This is a genomic window from Flavobacterium soyae, from assembly GCF_021245985.1.
GTDB classification, from domain to species: Bacteria; Bacteroidota; Bacteroidia; order Flavobacteriales; family Flavobacteriaceae; genus Flavobacterium; species Flavobacterium soyae.
Genome location: NZ_JAJQXA010000005.1, coordinates 187,371 through 208,180, shown reverse-complemented (window position 1 = coordinate 208,180; position 20,810 = coordinate 187,371). Strand labels below are relative to the sequence as shown.

Annotated in this window: 6 protein-coding genes; 4 read left to right on the top strand and 2 right to left on the bottom strand. The window is 36.6% G+C overall.

Going from position 1 to position 20,810, the window contains the following annotated elements:
• Positions 1-153 precede the first annotated feature (153 nt).
• The gene (locus LUU93_RS08565) at positions 154-2,592 is read right to left on the bottom strand and encodes a glycoside hydrolase family 31 protein (protein ID WP_232680342.1); all 2,439 of its coding nucleotides are present in this window, start codon (positions 2,590-2,592) and stop codon (positions 154-156) included.
• Between the two features lie 154 nt (positions 2,593-2,746).
• Positions 2,747-6,763, bottom strand: coding sequence for a hybrid sensor histidine kinase/response regulator transcription factor (locus tag LUU93_RS08560; protein ID WP_232680339.1), 4,017 nt, complete (start codon positions 6,761-6,763; stop codon positions 2,747-2,749).
• A 361-nt stretch (positions 6,764-7,124) separates the two neighbouring features.
• On the opposite strand from LUU93_RS08560, the gene LUU93_RS08555 reads away from it, so the two are divergent.
• The 4 genes from LUU93_RS08555 to LUU93_RS08540 all read left to right on the top strand — a co-directional run bounded on the left by LUU93_RS08555 (position 7,125) and on the right by LUU93_RS08540 (position 20,723).
• Positions 7,125-8,747, top strand: a complete 1,623-nt coding sequence (locus tag LUU93_RS08555; RefSeq protein ID WP_232680337.1) for an alpha/beta hydrolase family protein — start codon at positions 7,125-7,127, stop codon at positions 8,745-8,747.
• Between the two features lie 14 nt (positions 8,748-8,761).
• Positions 8,762-12,274 carry an alginate lyase family protein gene (locus LUU93_RS08550; RefSeq protein ID WP_232680335.1) on the top strand — a complete coding sequence of 1,171 codons (3,513 nt, stop codon included), beginning with the start codon at positions 8,762-8,764 and terminating at the stop codon, positions 12,272-12,274.
• A 131-nt stretch (positions 12,275-12,405) separates the two neighbouring features.
• Complete coding sequence (locus LUU93_RS08545; protein WP_232680333.1) at positions 12,406-13,839, top strand: glycosyl hydrolase family 28 protein; 1,434 nt, start codon at positions 12,406-12,408, stop codon at positions 13,837-13,839.
• 620 nt (positions 13,840-14,459) lie between these two features.
• On the top strand, positions 14,460-20,723 hold the full coding sequence (locus LUU93_RS08540; RefSeq protein WP_232680331.1) for a LamG-like jellyroll fold domain-containing protein: 6,264 nt from the start codon (positions 14,460-14,462) through the stop codon (positions 20,721-20,723).
• The last annotated feature ends 87 nt before the right edge of the window (positions 20,724-20,810 follow it).

Genomic DNA, 20,810 nt, shown 5'->3' with positions numbered 1-20,810 from the left:
GAACTCAGGAAACATTTTAAACATAGTAAAGAGTTATAAAAAAAGCGCAAAAGTCAGGGACATTTGCGCTTTTTTAAGGAAATAGTTCTTGGAACAAAGAAAAAAATATAATTGTATTTTTTCAATCTGCTTCACTCATCTTTAGGTATAGTATTAAAACTCCTCTTCTACTTTTTTACCATTATAATTGATAACCTTTTCCGAACCATTCGGCATTACAATAGTAAATTTTCTGCTGGTTAACATTCCATTATATTGACCTTTTCTATTTGAAATGGTTAATCTTTTTGATGTTTCATTCCATAAAAATTCAATTTCAGAATAAGCTCCCTTCTCATAATTATAATTATCAAACTCATCCTCATAAAGCACAAAAGAACCATCTTTACCCGGATATACTTTTATCTCCAGATTGTCCCATTTTTTCTCGGCTGCAAATTGCACTTTAGGACCAAACGGAATAATTGCCCCTTCTTTTACATAAAGCGGAATCATGTCAATGGTTGTTTTTGTTATAATTTCCTGACCTCCTTTAATTTTTTCATTTGTCCAGAAGTCGTACCAATTTGTACCAGCCGGCAGATATACATTTCTTGATTTTTTTGTTGTAAAATCTACAGTAATTTTTTCTGTATTTTTTTTATCCCCTTGTTTATCCCAGCCTGTTGCTTCATTAACTTTTACTATTTTCTCCGGAGTGTATTGCGCCTCTACAATTGGAGCTGCCAATATAGATTTACCAAACATAAACTCATCTTTAATATCCCATCCTTTTTTATCAGCTGGAAAATCCATAAACAAGGCACGCATAAAACTGGATTGTTTGCTGGTAACTTCCCATGATGTTGAATAAATATAAGGCAGAAGTGTATAACGCAGATTGATGATTTTATCTATTGCATCATAAATTGGCTCTCCTTTTTTGCCAAAATTATAAATCTCCCTTGGAACATCTGTTCCGTGAGAACGCATCATTGCATTAAAAGCACCAAATTGAATCCAGCGTACGTAAAGTTCCTGATAAAGCGGGTTTTTAGTACCTGATCCTTCATTCCATGCTTGTATATAAGCCCCCGCAAAAAAACCTCCTATATCTGAATTCCAATGCGGTATCCCCGTAAGGGTAAAATTCAAACCGGCAGGAATCTGATTGCGAAGGGTTTCCCAGCTTGAACCTGTATCACCAGACCATGTATTGGCTCCGTAGCGCTGCTGCCCAGCAAAAGCAGATCGGGTTAAAATAAATACACGTTTGTCTGCTGTAGTTTTACGCTGATGGTCGTAAACTCCGCCCACGGTCATTAAAGGATATGCATTTCGTACTTTTCTAAAAGATCCCAGATATGTTTTTGTATCATAATCTTCTGGTTTTATCTGAAGATGATCCGGTTCTGTCGAATCCATCCACCAGCCGTCAATTCCTACAGAAAGTAATCCCTTATTGGCATATTTCCAGTAAATATCCCTGGCTTCAGGATTATAAGCGTCATATACTCTCACTCCCGACGGATAATCCATATTTGGCGGCCAGATTTCTGAGCCGGATTCGGGCCATGTTTTTATATTAAATAACATTCCTTTTTGATCCATTTCCTTATAAGGTTTTGTCAATGGACCAAAAGAAGACCAAATCGAAATAATCATATGTGCATTAAGGTTATGAACATCGTCAACCATTTTTTTAGGATTTGAAAAGTCAGGATTCAAAAAATCCATCGCATTCCATAAATAATTGTTGCCCCAATATTGCCAGTCTTGTATTATTCCGTCAATTGGCACCGATAGCTCACGATACTTTTTAACGACATCGACCAATTCATTCTGACTTTTGTATCGCTCTTTACTCTGCCAAAAACCATATGTCCACAATGGAAACATTGGCACTTTACCAGTCAATTCCCTTATTTTACCAATAACCCCATCTGCATTACCTCCATACATGAAATAATAATCAACACCATCTCCTACAATCGATTTAAATGAAGTTTCACTGGCATCATCTGTAAATTCTGTTGGAGAATAATTATCCCAATAAAGTCCGTACCCTTTTATTGATTGAAAAAAAGTCACGGCATCTTCTACATTTCCCTGCTCTAAATGATATTTTTGATTTCTTTGGTTTAAATCTCCTCTTTGATGCTGTCCCAAGCCGTAAATAGGTTCGTCTTTATCTAAGATAAAAGATTGTGTGACCGTAAAAGTTTTGACTCCTGTATCATCAAAAGGTTCAAATTTTGTTCCTTCAGGTTTTTCTTTTAATAATTCCTTTTTAGAGGCTGCAAATGCAACATTTCCTGAAACAGTATTTACACTAACAGTTAATTGGTCTGATTCTAAAACGATAATATTGTCAGCCGTTTTGACACTAAAACCAGTTTTTGCAGGCTTTAAAACCACCGACAGACTTTCTTTTAAAAAAGTTTTTCCAGCAGGAAATTTAATAACCCTGACAATAGATGGACTGTAAAATTGTATTTCTATACTATTGCCATTTGCAGTAGTCTTAATTCCCTGAGTGGTTTTCTGGAAATTCTGCCCATTACTATGAATGCAAAAAAGCAGCACAGTACATAAGGAGTAAATAATTTTCATTTCAATTGAGTTAAATAGTTTATAGTAGGATAAAAATAGCTTTTGTCCTTTTTAAAGCCTTTAAATTATGTTGAAACAATTATAACTCATGTTGAAATCAAATTGTAAAAAACTACAAGACACAAATAATCAACACCTTAACAGATAATTAATTTTATCCTGTTGAAACATTTTCCTCCCTGCTTTGGCTTGGTGTTTTGCCAAAAGCTTCATGAAAGCATTTCGTAAAATAAGAAATACTATTAAAACCGACCTGATCAGATATATCTGCGATTGTGAGTTTTTTATCCAATAATAATTCGGCTGCTTTTTTAAGCCGGATAGTACGAATAAAATTTGTTGGAGAATGATCTGTAAGCGCCATAAGTTTTCGATACAAACCGGTACGGTCCATATTCATGTCCTCACTGAACTTTTCTACGGTATATTCAGAATTAGACAAATTATCAAAAACACATTGAAAAGCACGTTTTAAAAATTCCTGATCAATGGGATTATCCGTCAATGCATCAATTTTTACTTCTTTTTCTTTAATGAACATTTTTCGTCTCGTATCGTTCAGCTCCAATAATTTATTAATTCGAAGTACCAGCAGATTAATATCAAATGGTTTTATCATATAAGCATCAACTCCTGCCTCATAGCCTTCAAATCGAGCTTCATCAGAGGCCCTGCCGGTAAGCATAATAATAGGAATATGACTTATGGCAATCGTATTTCGAACGGATTGGCTTAATTGCGGGCCGTCCATTTTGGGCATCATCATATCTGTTATAATAAGATCAGGAACATGCTTCATTGCTTTCGTTAAACCGTCTTCTCCATTATTGGCAGTGATTACATCATAATACTTTTTCAATTCATCAAACAAATAACCTCTAAAAATAGTGTGGTCTTCAACAATAAGTATGCTTTTTCTTGTTGATTCTTCTCCTGCTTCAAAAGGTAGTAATTCAGCTTTTTTCTGAACCGATAACAGTACCTTAAAACAAGTTCCCTGTCCTGGATTACTTACTGCGCTGACTGATCCGCCATGCATTTCTGCATAATATTTTACCATGTACAGCCCTATTCCACTTCCGCTTGAAATCCCTTTTTGATTGTCTGCCTGATAAAAACGATTAAAAATATGATCTATTTCTGTTTTAGAAATTCCAATACCAGAATCTTCAACTAAAATTGTCAGCACTTTATTTTTACTGTCAATTACGGCTGAAAATTTAACTTTACCCCCTAAGCCTGTAAATTTAAAAGCGTTAGAAAGCAGGTTAATTATTATTCTGGTAATTTTTTGCCTGTCCAGGTACAAATCATCGTTTTGCTGGTCTATATTCCAGGTAAAAGAAATTCCTTTTTCCTCTGCAATTGGTACATACGCAGTACACAATTCCGTCAGGAATGAAAGATTATCATAAAAATTACGGTGCAGTATTTCTTCTCCTGTATCTATCTTTTTAAAATCAAGCAGCTGATTGACAGTGTCCAGCAAAAGGTCACTATTAGAACTAATCCGTAGGAGTTCTTTTTTTATTTTTTGATCTTCGACTTTTGCAAGCAGCGATTTTAAAGGTGTTATAATAAGTGTGAGCGGCGTACGCAATTCATGGCTCATATTGGTTATGAAATCTGATTTTGCTCTTTCTATAGCATAATCCTGCTGTTTTTTGCGGATTAAAATATTACGCTTTACAAGAGCTTTAGAAATTAAAGCAATACCAATACATAATAATACAAAATAGAGTATTTTGGCAAAAGCTGTATTCCATATAGGCGGTTCGATGATAATTAAAAGATTTTTTTCCCTGCCCGGCCAATGTATGCCATCAGAACTGGCTTGCACCTTAAAAATATAATGACCGGGAGTTATATTTGTATAACCAGCCTCGCCTATTCCGGATGTGAAATTTTCACTGCGCCAATTTTGGTCAACATCCTCCAATTTGTATCTGTAATAAGTCTGTGATGGGTTTTTATAATTAAGTCCGGAAAACCCAATACTAAAAAAGTTTTGATCGTACTTGAGCCTTAAAGTATCTGTTGACGATATTGCATTATTTAAAACAATATTTCCATCTATTTTCTCATCAATTATCACATTTTTTCCAAACAATTTGAAATTAAATAATATTGGATTAAGAACAAACTGATTGTCTTTAGAATCATTTTTCTGCAGATTATTCATACCGTCTATTCCGCCAATAAACAATCCATTTTTTGAAGAAATAAATGTAGCACGATCAGTAAATGGATATTCCAAAACTCCAGTATATTTATCGTGATTTATGATTCTAAAAGTAAGTCCGCTTGCTGTTCTTTTTTTTATAATATGGCTTACACCGCGTGAAGTTGTAACCCAAAATGAACGATCTTTATCTTCAACTATTGCTTTAATACTGTTGTTTACTAAACCTTTATCTGTATTTATTTCATATAACTTTTGATTTTTATTGTCCCAAACCGTCAGGCCGTTATAAGTTCCTACCCATAAATTTTGTTCAGAATCAGATAAAAGACAGCTGTATTTATGGTTCTTTTGGCTGAACATCGGCATTTTTTTATGCTCCTTTTCTAAAGGCATACTAATTTTATCGCCTGCAGCATTCATTATAAAAGGACCATTTGACGAAATACCAATCAATTTCTGATTCCATTCAGTCATTTGAAATACATTCACAGGAGAATTAATCAAAGGCAAAAGACCGAAAGACTGCAGTGATTTATTCCACTTTAAAATCCCAGTGCCTGTACAAACATATATATCACCTTGTTTGGTTTCATATACAAAACCAGCAGATTGTTTTGTATGCTGTTTTATAAAACCATCACATCCATACATATATAGGCCTTTATTGGTCGAAATCCATATTTGACCTGTAGAATCTTTGTGAAGGGAATGACAGTATAAATCTGGAATTAATACCTTGAATGATTTAGTTCGGTTAAGGGGAAGTTCAGCAGCATACAAAGCTTCATTAGTGCCAATAAGTAATTTATTATCAACAGTCTCTTCAAAACAATTTACCTGAAATTCCTCATTACTTTTTAAATTAAAATTGCTTTTTTGATAATATTTGAAACGGGAGCGGTCCGGATGCTGATAATAAATTCCTTTATTTAATGTTCCTGCCCAAAGTCCTCCCTGACGATCAAATAAAACAGTACTCACTTCGGTTTTTATTTTATGACCATCTGTCAGGGTCAGCTCAGGATAAAAAGTACCAACGGTATTTCCTGATTTAAAGTACCAAAGCCCTTGACTGCAGCTCATAAAAAAATCCCCATTATTATTGGCAGCGAAAGTATTCAGCCAATACGTATCGGCCTGTAATACCACTACTGATTGTCTTGTTTCAGTATCATATCGAACCAGCTGCCCCTTACTTATTCCAGCTCTTATTACATATATATAATTACCTACAGCCGCTGCGTGATTCCATTGTGTAAAACTACCTGATGCATCCTTGACAATGAATTCCTTATAAAGTTCTTTTGCCGATGAGCGGTCAAAACAACGAATTAATCCTGATTTGTATATTAAATAGACTTTCTTTTTGTGAAGAACCAGATCGTAAAGTATTTCATCAGCACCACCCTTTAAATCAATACTGTTTAAAAAAGTAATCACTTTTTTTGATCCTTGCTCATAGCAAAGCAGTCTGCCTGAATTATTTACAATCCAGATGTCTTTTTTTTCATCAACGAATAAATTAACTGGTGTACCTTTAAAACCTAATGAACTTAAGATTTTAAGCGGATTTACTTCACTTTTTTCTTTGGAGATATTAATCAAACTGATTTTCCCTCTGTATTTAAACCAGATACGATTGTTTTCTAAATAACTGTGATGAAAGCCCGTATATGATATAAGTGGAGCTGAATTGTCATCTTCAATTTCTATTGTCTTAAAACCTGAACCATCATACAAATTGAACATTCCTTCAGTAAAAACACCAATCCTGCCATCATGCAATTCAATAAAACTGCGGATTTTCTCTTCATTAAGCTGCTGTCTGTCTTCAATTGGAGAAAATATAAAGTCTTGCGAAAAAACGTCATGCCCATAAGAAAAAAAGACTAAGCTGATAAAAACCTGCACACGCAAAGACAAATTGAAAATACAATTTTCATTTTTTAAAATGCGTACGAAAAATTTAAATAATAATCTTTTCATTAATTTTCTGTTCCTTCTTATTAAAAAACATTTGAATATTGAGACGTAAATATACTTCCTAAATTATTAATCTAATTTACAGCTTGTAATGAAATTTAAATTATTTTTAAAAGTCTAGTGACAAAAAAACACCATATTTTATTGATTATAAATATTTTATAAAACATAATAAATAAAAAAGCAGCTGCTATACTTTAAGACGTTTAAAAAAATTAACATAGCATTAACAAACAGAACAGAACGCATTGCTTCAAATTAAAATTTACTTTTGAAATGTTAACTTAAATGGTTTAACAAAAGCTGTATATATGAAAGAGTTAAACTTTCTCTTTCGAATAAGCCTCCAAAAATTGAATTGAGTATGAAAATCAGGATAAATAGACTGGGTTTGTTAAAAGTATTATTGTATTCATTGATATGCACCCCTGCTATGGCACAATATCAGTGGTCAGTTCCACTTACAAGTGCTGTTTCTAATGAAACTAAAGGACATCCTGAAGCTTTTTTATGGATTCCTGAAAACTGCAGACAAGTACGGGCCGCTATAATTGGTCAGCACAATATGACCGAAGAAACCATATTCGAGCACCCAAAATTCCGTCAGGAAATGTCAAAATTAGGTATTGCCATTATTTGGGTAACTCCCGGATTTGATATGACATTTGATTTTAATAAATCGGCTGGCAGGGATTTTGAATCCCTTATAAATGACCTTGCCAGTGTATCTGGTTACTCTGAACTTAAATATGCGCCCGCAATACCTATCGGGCATTCGGCTTTTGCTAGTTATCCATGGAATTTCGCGGCATGGAACCCTCAAAGAACCCTCGCTGTTTTATCCATTCACGGCGATGCTCCGCTGACCAATCTTACCGGAAGCGGCAGGCCAAATCCAGATTGGGACAATCGAAACATCGATGGCGTTCCAGGTTTAATGGTCGAAGGAGAATACGAATGGTGGGAAGACAGGGTGCAGCCTGCCCTCAATTTCAAACAACGTTTCCCTCAGGCTGCAGTTTCATTTCTATGCGATGCAGGGCATGGACATTTTGATATTTCAGATGAATTGATTGATTATTTAAATTTGTTTATTAAAAAAGCCGTGCAGTACCGCTTACCATTAAAATCACCGCTGAACGAACCCGTAAAACTAATTGCGGTAGATCCGCTTAAAGGTTTCCTTAAAGAAAGATGGAAAAAAGACCTTAAGCCTGCTTATGCTTCTGCACCCTACAATCAATATAAAGGAGATAAAAATGAGGCTTTTTGGTATTTTGACAAAGAAACTGCCGATGCCGCAGAAGCTTTTTATGCCAAAGCAAGAGGTAAAAAAGAGCAGTATCTTGGTTTTGTTCAAAATGGAAATTTACTTGCTTTCAATCAAAAATCTCATGCGCGCATTCAAGGAAAATTTACACCGCAAACTGATGGATTAACCTTTACTCTTAAAGCCATTTTTACTGACTCTTTAAGAAATAAAACCACGACAGATCATGCTCAAAATAAAATAAAAATCAGCCGGATTTGCGGTCCTGTAGAGCAGATTAATGACACTACTTTTACTGTACGTTTCTACCGAATGGGGCTCCATAATGAGAAACGCACCGGCGATATCTGGCTTATTGCAAGTAACCCGGGAGATAAAAAATACAAAAGCAGTGTACAGCAATTCAATATGAAAATCCCTCTGCAAAACAAAGATGGAGCCGAGCAGCACATCAGCTTCCCTTCTATTTCAAATGTAAAAAAAGGGACTAAGTCCTTTTCTTTAAATGCTGTTTCAGACAGCCAAATGCCTGTCTATTTTTATATTAAAGAAGGCTCCGCTATAATAAAAGATGGGAAATTAGTTTTTACTAAAATACCGCCGCGCTCTCAATTCCCTATTAAAGTAACAGTCGCTGCCTGGCAGTATGGACGGGATAGCGAACCTAAAATAAAATCTGCAGAGCCTGTTGAGCAAACTTTTTACATTTTAAATTAATCCCCCCTTTTCCCATGCCACTCAAGAAAAAAATTATTACCATACTCCTGTTCATTCTATTTTTAGCTGAGGCTCTCTCTGCACAGCAAAAAATAGTCGCTTCAATTGGTGACCCCGCTTTTAAAGATTGGAAAGGGGCTGCAAATATTAAATCAGGCATTGCCACAGTTGGGATTAATCAAACTATTACTTACCAATATCCTGAAGGAAAACAATATCATATAGGTTTTAGAAATATTAGAGAGGATGTCTCGGATTGGAGTGCATTTTCAGGAATTGAATTTGAGGTTTTCTTAAAAGAAGAAAAAAACCTCCAGATCGATATTTCCTTAAAGGTACCAAAGAAAGATGCCAGACAATTGATTGAAGAAACTCACGCAAACACAAGTATTACAGGAAAAGGATGGCATACGGTATATCTTTCCTGGAATACTCTGGATATCAGCGAAGCTCAACGCTTAGGAGTTTTACGTACTATTAAAGAAGTAAATATAACACCTAAATCTTCCATAAAGGGAGAAGTTCAAATTAAGAATGTTCAGCTTAAAAAAGCACAACATACTGCTCTTTTATCTCAAATTAAAGGTAAAGCAGTAAAAAGAGGGCAAAATGCTCTATATGAGGTTCAGGTTGTCAATACAACAAACCAGACACAAGCTGTTCAATTGTCGTTTCAGCGCTATGGATGGGAATCCATGTCTGCAGCCATTAACCCTTCTACTCTGGAACTGAAACCCGGTGAGAGTAAAATTTGTAAAATGCAGGTGTCGGTTCCGCTGACAATGCCTGAAGGCAGCCGTGAAAAACAAATCCTGCGTGTGACTGCCAACGGAAAAGAAGATACTCCGCTTACTTTTATTACCGCATCTGCCCTCTCAGCTCCTAATATTCTGCATACTGCTGCACGCTGGCAGGAAATTAAAAACAATGTCGATAAGTATCAGTGGGCAAAAAAAGCCCAGCAGGAATACGAAGATATAGCCCGAAGATGGGTGGTTCCCGAAGTGGCAGCTAAACTTACCAATGACAACCCTAACCTGGGCATGCAATTATTTCAAACTCAGGAAGAATTTAATCTTATGGCTGCCGGAATTTCCTATCAGTTAACCGGAAAAGAAGAATACGCTCAGAAAATAGCTTTGTTTTTACGCCGTCTTTCTGATCCTCAAAAAGGCTACCCAAGTACTTTTAGAGGATGTCATCAGTCTTTTGTTCAGGAGGGGCATTTCTTTCAGCACATTGTAATGGCTTACGATATGATTCGCCCAGCCAAGGTACTCAGCGAAACTGATACCCAAAATCTGGAAAAAACACTTCGCTTGTTTATTGAAACTGTCGATAAAGGTCAAGGCAGTGGAGCCATCAACAATTGGTTATTGAGCGAAATTACAGGTGCGATGTATTGTGCCTTAGCCCTGCAGGACTGGGATTTAGTTGAGAAAATATTCAATGGCCCGCAGGGAGTTGTTGATCATTTAAAACAAGGTGTAATGAGTGACGGCTGGTGGTACGAATGTACTATTAGTTATAATGTCTGGTGCGCAAGTGAGTTTTCTCAAATTGCTTTAGCCTTGGAGCCGTGGGGACTTGATTTTAAAAACACACGCTATCCTATTGGAACTTCCAAATACTATTCTTTAATGCCTGAATTCAAAGAACCTGGATTATACGGAATGAACTTCGAGAAATGGGGAACGGTAACTAAAAACAGTATCAGTATAAAAGATATGTGGGATGCCATACCTTCATTTGCAGATTATCGCGGCGTAATGTTTGGGGTGAATGATGCTCAGGAAAATATGGTATCTGGACAGCCTTACGAACTTGCTTATTATCTCTACAAAGACCCCGAATATGCATCGATAGTCAATCGTGGAAATAAACGAGACTTGCTTTATGGTTTTGGAGAGCTGCCTCAAACACCTTCGGCACTTCAGACTAAGTCGGCTTTTGCTGATAATATGGGAATCGTTTTACTTCGCTCACAGGCACAGAATCGTCCGGCCAGAGAGCAATTGCAGGCAGCCATTCATTATGGAACCTTTGGAGGATATCATGGTCACTTCGACCGAACCAACCTGCTCCATCTCTCTCGCTATGGAAGAAGTTTCTATAATCCTGAAATGATATGGTACGGATATCCTTCTTATATGTATAAATTCTATGTACAAACCTCTATGTCAAAAAACATGGTTGTGGTAGATCAGAAAATGCAGGAACCTGTGGAGAGTTTTAAAACTTTATTCCACACTGGGAAATTAATGCAGGCGGCTGTTACCGAAACCAATGCACGATGGTCAAATCCTCCCTACGGAGGCATGCAGTATGACTGGGCGGGAGGTATCAGCTTTGCTGAGAAAGCTTTTCAGGAAGGAAGATCAATAGAAATACCAAAAAATGCACCTGCATACGGCGCCGTAACAGATTATACAGAACCTGTACTGCAGCGTCGTTTAATGATTATGACGGATGATTATGTTCTATTGGCCGATTATATTAAAGCTGAAAAAGAACATACTTTTGACTGGCTTTTTCAAATGAAAGGCTTCTCTGATTTAACAGCCGGTACAAAAACATTTCTTCGTCATGACAACCAAATGAATAGTGATCCTTTAGGAAGCGCCCAATTTATAACAGATTGTAACTGGTGGCAGACAAAAGGAGCAGCAAAAGCTTCTTTTGAAACCTGCTGGGGCAAAGATTGTGACAATACCGGTACCCTAGCGCCAAATAGTGAAGAAGGTGAACTTAAAATTAATGTTACCTCAGCCTGGCCATTAGAAAACGAAATCATGGCGGCCTCAGCCCCTGAAGCTTTAGACATACAAAAACAATTATCGTACAAAATAAGTGTCGATGGTAAAATACTCACAGAGGCTAAAACAGGAGCTTGGATTCTGGGTCAGGCAAACATTGATTTAACATTAAAAGATGCAAAAGAACTTACCTTAGAAACAAGCTTTACAGGAAGTAAAAAATCAAATATTTTTTGGGCAAATGCACGAGTGGTACTTGCCGATGGAAAAGAAATTAAGGTTTCTGAACTCCCGATGGTTCTCAATAATATTATTCCAAATGAATATAAAGGAAAAGATTATTATGGAGGCCCTGTTAAAATTGGCGGACAGGAATATACAGATAATATTGCTTCAATGACAGGGAACCAAGAGAAACCTGCCACAATCAAAATAGATTTAAGCGGATTAAAAGCTGTAGGTTTCAAAGCTGTATTAGGCTGTGATTTCCCTCTTGGTAATGAAACTCCACGCAGAAAAACCTATGCCGTACGTGCCAAAGGCAAAACAGCCCGATATTTAAACATCATAGAGCCTTTTGAAAAACAATCTGTTATAAAAGAAATCCAGGCCCTTGATGCCGATCATTTGAAAATCACCCTCATTGACGGGCGTGTACAAGAGATCACTATTAATAATTTTGAAGGTGAGAAAGGAGCCGCTCAAATAGGAATAAAAGAATCAAAAAACGGAAAAATAATTCGTGAAGAACAAACCATCAAAAACAATTAAAAATAGAACTTAAACAAATCGCAGTAATAAGAGGACTAATAAATAATTTGTTCTCTTCTTTGTTTGTTTAATTACCTGAATTACTATGTATTGAAAACACTAACAAAAACCAATTTTTTAAAATTAACCATATGAAAAAAACATTTATAATTTTTCTCTTAAGCTGTATGAGTTTTTCCCTCAATGCACAAGAGCTCATCACATTTCCAGCATCAGACAGCATTCCTCATAATAATGATTTCTCGGTAAAAGTACGTATCGCCGGAGGGCAGTGGCAGGAATTATACGAATATGAAGCCTTGGTAGACATGCACAATGTAACTAAAAGCTCTATGGTTAATTTTGATTTTAAAGGAACTGTCGAATTCTCTGTTACTTATAACCGCGGTAAGGTACAATCTGCCCGCATTCGCCCGCTGTCTTATGGTTTTGAGCCAAAAATAAAAGGCAATACTATTACATTCTCACTAAGCAAACCTGCCAATCTTTCTCTTGAGGTCAATGGGGATATTTTTCATAATCTGCAAATTTTTACTAATTCACCCGAAACTTTCAAACCAGATTCTAAGGATCCTAATGTTATTTATTTTGCTGCCGGGCTTCATAAAGTAAAAGATAATGTATTAAATGTTCCTAGTGGTAAAACCGTTTATCTCGCACCAGGTGCAGTTCTAAAGGCTTCTATACATTGTGAAAACGTTAAGGATATACGCATTTGCGGACGCGGAATTATTTATAAGGCCAATGATGGTGTAGGTGTAAATTTTTCAGATAATATAATCATTGAAGATCTTGTTTTTCTTAACCCCGATCATTATACGGTATCAAGCGGGCAATCTACAAATCTTACCATCAAAAATATTAGATCTTTTAGTGCCAAAGGCTGGGGAGATGGAATTGACTTGTTTAGTAATAACAATGTTGTTATTGACGGTGTTTTTATGAGAAACTCTGATGACTGTATCGCTATTTACGGACATCGCTGGAAATTCTACGGAGACTGTAAAAATATAGTAGTCAAAAATGCAGCGCTTTGGGCCGATGTCGCACATCCGATTTTAATTGGAACACATGGAAATCCTGAACCTGGCAAATCTGAAACGTTAGAAAACATAAAATTTGAGAATATAGATATCCTTAATCATGATGAATCTCAAATTAATTATCAAGGCTGTATGAGTATCAATGTCTCTGATGAGAATTTAGCCCGAAACATTTATTTTGAAAATATTCGGGTAGAAGATTTTGAACAAGGGCAGTTACTGAATCTGCGTGTTACCTACAATAAAAAATATGCAAAAGCACCGGGTCGTGGAATAGAAAATGTATTTTTTAAAAATATAACCTATACGGGTAAAAATGCAAATATTTCCATCATTGAAGGATATTCTCCCGAGAGAAGCATTAAAAATATTGTTTTTGAAGGCTTAAAAATAAACGGAACTGAAATTTCTGATCAATCTATTAAAAAAGGATATAAACAATTATCTGACTTTGCACGATTCTACGAAGGCTTATACATTGAAGGCCTTGTTTACAAATCTTTAAACGAAACGTCAAAATAACCTTTTTCAATCCTTCGGATTTGTAAAAAACTAAAGCGGTGAAAGATATATTTTATTGATTATCTTCTTCATATTAAAAAAAACAGGAATTCTTAAAAAGGGTTCCTGTTTTTTTTATCCAATTGTGTCCTGGCAAAAACTTACGTTTTTCAACTTCAAAGACAATTAAAACCCAGCAATAAACAGTATAAAAAATCACTATATACGTTTTTTATTACTAAATAATAATTAAAAAATACCATTACATCAGTATAGTTCAGAACAGTTGTGTGAATATAAAACAATAATTTTACTACAAACTTCAAAAAAAACTCATTGATTAACAATACTTTAAAACATATTCATGTAGAGTTAAAATAGTTCGGCCGACATATTATATTGAATCGATTTGTAAAACATAATAACCACTTAATAAATCGCATATGATGAAATGAAAATACGAAAAATACAGTTTCTCTTAGAGGTTTTTAAAATCAAAACCACTTCAAAAAATTAAATAAATTCAATTAATAGAAATTGAGTTTAGTTCAATAAAAGATACAATAACCACCTTAAGTTTTTTTATAAAAATAACTAAGACTTAGGAGTATCTATTTCTATAACTAACTAATCTGTAAACAATGAAAAAAAACTATCTTATTTTTATGTATGTTTTTTCGCTGCTGGCTCTTATGTTTACCCAGCGCACTGCAGCACAAAAAACTTTTGTACATCCGGGTATTCCTTTTACCCAATATGATTTAGATCAGCTTAAGATCAATATTACCCAGGAACCCTGGCTTACAGGATATAATGCCCTAAAAGCTGATTCAAGATCTAAACTCAGCTATTCAATGCAGGGTCCTTTTGCTACGGTAACACGTGCTCCTGATTTAAACAATAATGCATGGAAAAGTGATATGATAGCTGTACACAATTTGACTTTTATGTATGTCTTTACCGGCGATGCAGCTTATGCAGCAAAAGCTACCCAGATATTAGATGCCTGGGCTGTCACTAACACAACCTGGGGCGGTGGTGAAAATATGCTAGATATAGGTGATTATGCACCTTACTTTGTAACAGGAGCTGATATTTTAAAAAGTACATACCCGGGATGGACAGCTGCTAATACGACCCACGTAAATAATTATTTTGCCAATGTGCTTTATCCGGCTTCCTGGGTACCTTATCCACTTAGAGATCATAATAAAGGAGCTATACAGCTGCAAATTGCCTTAAGTATTGCGGCTTTCTTAGACGATGAAACAAAATGGAATCAAGCCATTGAAGTCTATAGAATGGATGCCGGAGGAGGTTTCCGCAACAGTCTGCCTAACGGAGAAGTTGGAGATACCGGTAGAGATGATCACTGGTTTGGGCAAATCTGGGCACTTTCATGGGGTGCAGAGGTTGCCTTTAAACAAGGTGTTGATATGTTTGCCGAACTGGATAACCGCTTATTGCAAATGGGAGAATTATACAACCATTATCGAATAGATCCAAGCGGACTAACATTCATTCCTTTGGGCGGCTATTCTACTTATTATACAGCATTTGCTAATTTATCGGCAAACGGACTGCACCAGCATCCTTTTAATAATATTATAAAAGGTGCTTATTCCCTTCGAAAAAACATACCAAATCCTTATACCGAACAAATGCGAACAATGGTAGGTGAAGGTGCATGGTCTTTTTTATATTTAAAATCATCTGATAATTCAACAGCAACAGCAATGACGCCGATAATTTATCCCTCAGATAATGGAGTACCTGTTAATTATCTCACCAACACCGACATTGGTAATCCCGGAATGATTGGAAGTGTAAGTTATAATGCCGGAACCTGGACTGCCAAAGGATCGGGAACTGCGGCTTCAAATGCTAATAATTTCACTTTTAAACCTATTAAAGGCGATGCATCTATTGTAGTAAAAATTGAAAGCAGCTCTGTCAGCAATGCTGTTTCGGGGCTTATGATCCGCGAATCCTTAGCTTCAAATTCTAATTACGTGTCTTTAAATCTTTCCTCAACAAACGGAATTACTTCAAGCGCATCAGGTCAAACTGCACAAACTGCCGGTGCTCACTGGCAGCCAAGAGCACCATGGTGGCTCAAATTAGAACGTGTGGGCAACAGAATATTTACCTTTCATTCTCATGACGGGATAAACTGGTCTAATAATGCATTATACATTATGACAATACCTGCAGATGCCTATATTGGGTTTTACACTATTTCTAATAGCACTACAGTATTAAATACTGCGACATTTACAAATGTTGCAATTAATAATACATTCCCTGTTGGTTCTCCTGAAATAAACAGTGCTGTTTCAGCAAGCACCACCCTGGGGACACCATTTAATTTTAATGTCACAGCCAATGGCACCCCAACTAATTTTGCCGCTGCTGGTTTACCGGCCGGTCTTAGTATTAATGCTTCTACCGGGGTTATTTCCGGCACACCAACTGCTATAGGCAAAAGCACTGTACTCTTAACAGCCGCAAATGCAAATGGCAGTGCTAAATCTTCCTTAATTATTGATGTTATCTCTAATGAAAATCCTGTGGCAATTAGCACTTTGGCTGCAAATTCTCTTAATTCAACTATAAAACTCACCTGGTCCGCAGCCGCAAATGCCACGAGTTATAATGTTAAGCGTTCATTAACCGCTGGAGGACCCTATACTACAATTCAAACAGGTATAAGCGGCACATCATTTATTGATCCAAACCCTGCTTATGAAGTCAATAATTACTATGTGGTAACAGCTTTAATTGGTACAAATGAGAGTGCCGCATCTAATGAAGTTTTTGCATCTATACCTCCAGCGGTACCACCCAATCTTACGGCAGTGAATCAATCCGGACAAATTACTTTGAACTGGACTTTAGCAGACGGAGCCTCAACTTATAAAATAAAACGTGCGGCAATTAGTGGAGGCCCTTATACAGAAATTGCATCAGTTTCAACAAATTCTTATACTGATACTGCCCTTACCAACGGAACAGCTTACTATTATGTTGTTTCTTCAAAAGGAACTACTCTGGAAAGCGCTAATTCAATCGAAGTATTTGGCAACCCCGGAACAAACAGCTTGACATGGAAGAATATCCCTGTCAGCAATGTATTTAATTTATCCGAGAACTGGGAAGAAAATACCACACCAGCCAGTCCCGCCATTTTAACGTTTAAAAGAACAGATAGCGGCACCTCTTTAACTAATGACATCTCAGACCTTACTGTTTCAAGAATCCTTTTCGACACAGATGCTTCGAACTTTACAATTACAGGTAATAGTATTGCTCTTAAAAGTGATCTTGTAAACAATTCGGCACAAGCTCAGACACTCAACACTCCTATTACCTTAAACGGACAACTTAGTGTCAATACAAAATCAGGCAGTATAGCACTTGGCGGAGTTATAAGCGGCACAGGCGGTATTGTTAAAACTGGTACTTCTGCCCTTATCATGTCTGGTGCCAATACCTATTCCGGCAACACCATTGTCCGCGGGGCTTCAGTTTATGCATGGGGATCAACAGACGGTATTCAAATTATTGGAAATGGAACTGGTACTCCGAGCAATCCTTTATCCGGCCCTTTAGGAAAAGGTAAAATTATTATGGAAGGCGGAGCCTTATACAGCTCCTTAGCTACTACCACGGCTGCAACACTTTATAACGATATAGAAGTACCCGCAGGTAAAAGCGGATACTTTTATGAACGTTCAGCAAGTATAAATTTATACGGAAAACTAACTGGAGGCGGAACAATCTATAATGATGGATCTGATAATTTTTCAGCAATAAACCTTTATGGAAATAACAGCTCGTTTACAGGTACATTCATCACTAAACTCAGAAGCGGTCAGCATCGTTTGGGATTCATGGTTCCTGAGGCAGGAAGCGCAAATGCATACTGGCTTTTAGATGCAGTGGGAGTAGATTGTCATCGAATTATGTTTAGCTCGGGAGTACTTGAATTTGGTGCTTTATCCGGCAGAGGAGGATTTCGTCAAAATGTTGCCGGTACACCTATTATTAGAATCGGGGCATTAAATGCAAATACTAATTTTGGCGGATCATTTGCAAATGCAAGCGGAACATTATCTATTGAAAAAATTGGTACAGGAACACAAATCTTCTCAGGAAACAGTACCCATACGGGAACAACTACAATCCTAAACGGAACTTTTTTATTAAATAACGGTTCAAATGGTTCTTACTCGAGTCCAATTGTTGTAAAAAATGGCGCTTTTGGAGGCAGTGGAAAAAGCACCGGAACCCTTACAGTTGGCAGCAGCACTGATACAAGCAGTCAAGCTTTTCTTGTACCGGGAACCGATGGAACAATAGCTGCATTCACAACCACTAACACCATCCTTAATGCTAATGCAACCTACAAGGCAGATATTAGCAGTACCGGAAGTGTTTCTGATAATCTTATTGTTACAAAAATTACCCTGAACCAGCCTACATTAATACTAAATGATATTGCTGCAGGTTCATTGCCTTTGGGTACAGCTTTTACAATTATTGATAATACAGGAACCGACCCCGTATCAGGAACATTTAAAAATTTACCTGAGATGTCACTGATAAGTATTGCCGGACATGATTTCCGTATTACTTACAAAGGAGGAACCGGTAATGATATTAAACTAGTAGACGATCGTACACAACCATTAGTGATTACAAGTCCGGAAACTGCTATTACTCTGGTTGGAAAACCATACTCTTACACCATCACGGGTATAAAATCTCCAACTAACTTTAATAGTACAGGTCTTCCTGCTGGTTTAAGCATTGATACCTCAACAGGTATAATATCAGGAACACCTTCAGAATCTGGTATTTTCCCTATTACTTTAACTGCTTCAAATGCTTCTACAACTGCTACCGCTGCATTAAAATTAACAGTGCAGAGTAATATTGTTGGCGGAGTAATAGTGAGTTCCGGAGATGCTAAAAACATCATAGAATGGGAACCTGTTATGGATTTAAATTATAATATTAAAAGATCTAATACCAGCGGCGGCCCTTACACAACTATTGGTAACAGCACAACTGCAAAATTTACCGATACAACTGTCACAAATGGAAACACATATTATTATATTGTTTCTTCTGTAGATAACAATGTTGAAAACCCAGCAAGTGATCAAGTGACGGCATTACCAAATATTGGACAAATTAGCTATTTGAAATTTGATGAACAAAACGGCACTCGTTTAATTGACAGCTGGGGAGCCCAGCACGGAACTCTTACTCCTGCTGCTGCACGAAATACCGGTAAGTATGAACAAGGTGCAAAATTTGACGGTACAGCCAATTCTTATGCGACTCTACCGGCAGATGTCGTAAGTACATTATCTGATTTTACAATATCTTCATGGGTAAAAATGGATGCTTTGGCTAATTGGATGCGTGTATTTGATTTTGGAACAGGAACATCAAAATATTTATTCTTATCTGTTCAGACAGGAAGTGCCGGATCAGTACGTTATGCTATTAAAAACGGAGGCGGCGAGCAGGGTATTACCTATAATTTTGCTATTCCGCTTAATACCTGGACCCATTTTGCCATTACTCAATCTGGTAATACCTGCAGTATGTATATTAACGGAACACTCGTTTCAACCAATACCGGGGTGAATATAAAACCTAGTACAATTGGCAGTACCAATCAAAATTATCTGGGCAAATCACAATGGAATGATCCAATGTTTAACGGTACAATTGACGAGTTCAAGATTTACAGCAGGGCATTAACTGCTTCTGAAATTGCTGAGGCTTCTAAACTGAGCCAAACTATTGCTCTTAGTCCAACTTCTGAAAAAGAATTAGGCGAAACTGATTATGATCCCGCTAAAGCCAGCTCAAACCTGCCCGTAAATTATACCAGTTCAAACACAGCGGTGGCAAGTATTGTTGAAGGGAAAATTCATCTTCTTGCAGCGGGAACTACTACAATTACTGTTTCGCAAGCTGGAAATGAAAACTACAATGCAGCCAAGAGTGTAAACCAGGAACTTACTGTTAACAAAGTATATTATATTGATGCTGATCACGATGGTTTTGGATCATCAACAACAGTCTTGTTACCTGTTAATGAAGCTCCTGAAGGTTATTCTACAAATAACTTAGATTGTGACGACACTAAAATTCTATATACAGATAATGATGGAGATGGTTTAGGAGCCAGAGATTCTGCCCCTTGCGGAGTAGAGAATAACAATGATTGTGATGATACTAATCCTATTGAATTAACATCTTCAATACCTGATATTTTCGCAATTGACAATACACAAGAAAAAAATACCCTTTATATTGGTTATGGCCCTTCTTCGCTTTCCATAAAAGCTATCCCTGCCGGTGGAACAGCACCTTATTCTTATGCATGGAGCAACAGCAATACACAGCAGACTATTACTGTTTCGGCAGCTGGGACATATACTGTAGTAATAACCGATGCCAAAGGCTGTCAAACCTCTGCTTCTATTGATATTAATACTGTAAATGTACAATGCGGAATATTAAATAATAAAGTCTCAGTATGTCATAACAATATAGAGATTTGCCTTAGCCCAAACGCTGTTCAGGCACATTTGCAGCATGGGGACAAATTAGGAAGTTGTAACAATACTCCAATATGTACTATTTTTGAAAAAGTAACGATTCATCCAAACCCTGTTACCACTACTTTGAATGTTGAAGTAAATGAGGTATACAGCGGTGCAGTTCTTGAATTATACAATATTATAGGCTGGAAAGTCGCATCTGAACCTTTAACAAACACTACCCAGCAAGTATCTATGACAGGACTCGCTAAAGGTGTTTATTTCTTACATGTCAAAAATGGAAAACATTATACTATAAAAAGTATTCTTAAAAAGTAATTAAATTGAATTAGAATGAAAGCCGTCTCAAAAAAAATAGACGGCTTTTTTTATAAGTAATACCACTTTTGTCTATTATCGAACTTT

Bases quoted from the DNA above. Each gene is read 5' to 3' on its own strand.
- LUU93_RS08565 (WP_232680342.1), bottom strand. From the start codon at position 2,592: ATGAAAATTATTTACTCCTTATGTACTGTGCTGCTTTTTTGCATTCAT.
- LUU93_RS08560 (WP_232680339.1), bottom strand. From the start codon at position 6,763: ATGAAAAGATTATTATTTAAATTTTTCGTACGCATTTTAAAAAATGAA.
- LUU93_RS08555 (WP_232680337.1), top strand. From the start codon at position 7,125: ATGAAAATCAGGATAAATAGACTGGGTTTGTTAAAAGTATTATTGTAT.
- LUU93_RS08550 (WP_232680335.1), top strand. From the start codon at position 8,762: ATGCCACTCAAGAAAAAAATTATTACCATACTCCTGTTCATTCTATTT.
- LUU93_RS08545 (WP_232680333.1), top strand. From the start codon at position 12,406: ATGAAAAAAACATTTATAATTTTTCTCTTAAGCTGTATGAGTTTTTCC.
- LUU93_RS08540 (WP_232680331.1), top strand. From the start codon at position 14,460: ATGAAAAAAAACTATCTTATTTTTATGTATGTTTTTTCGCTGCTGGCT.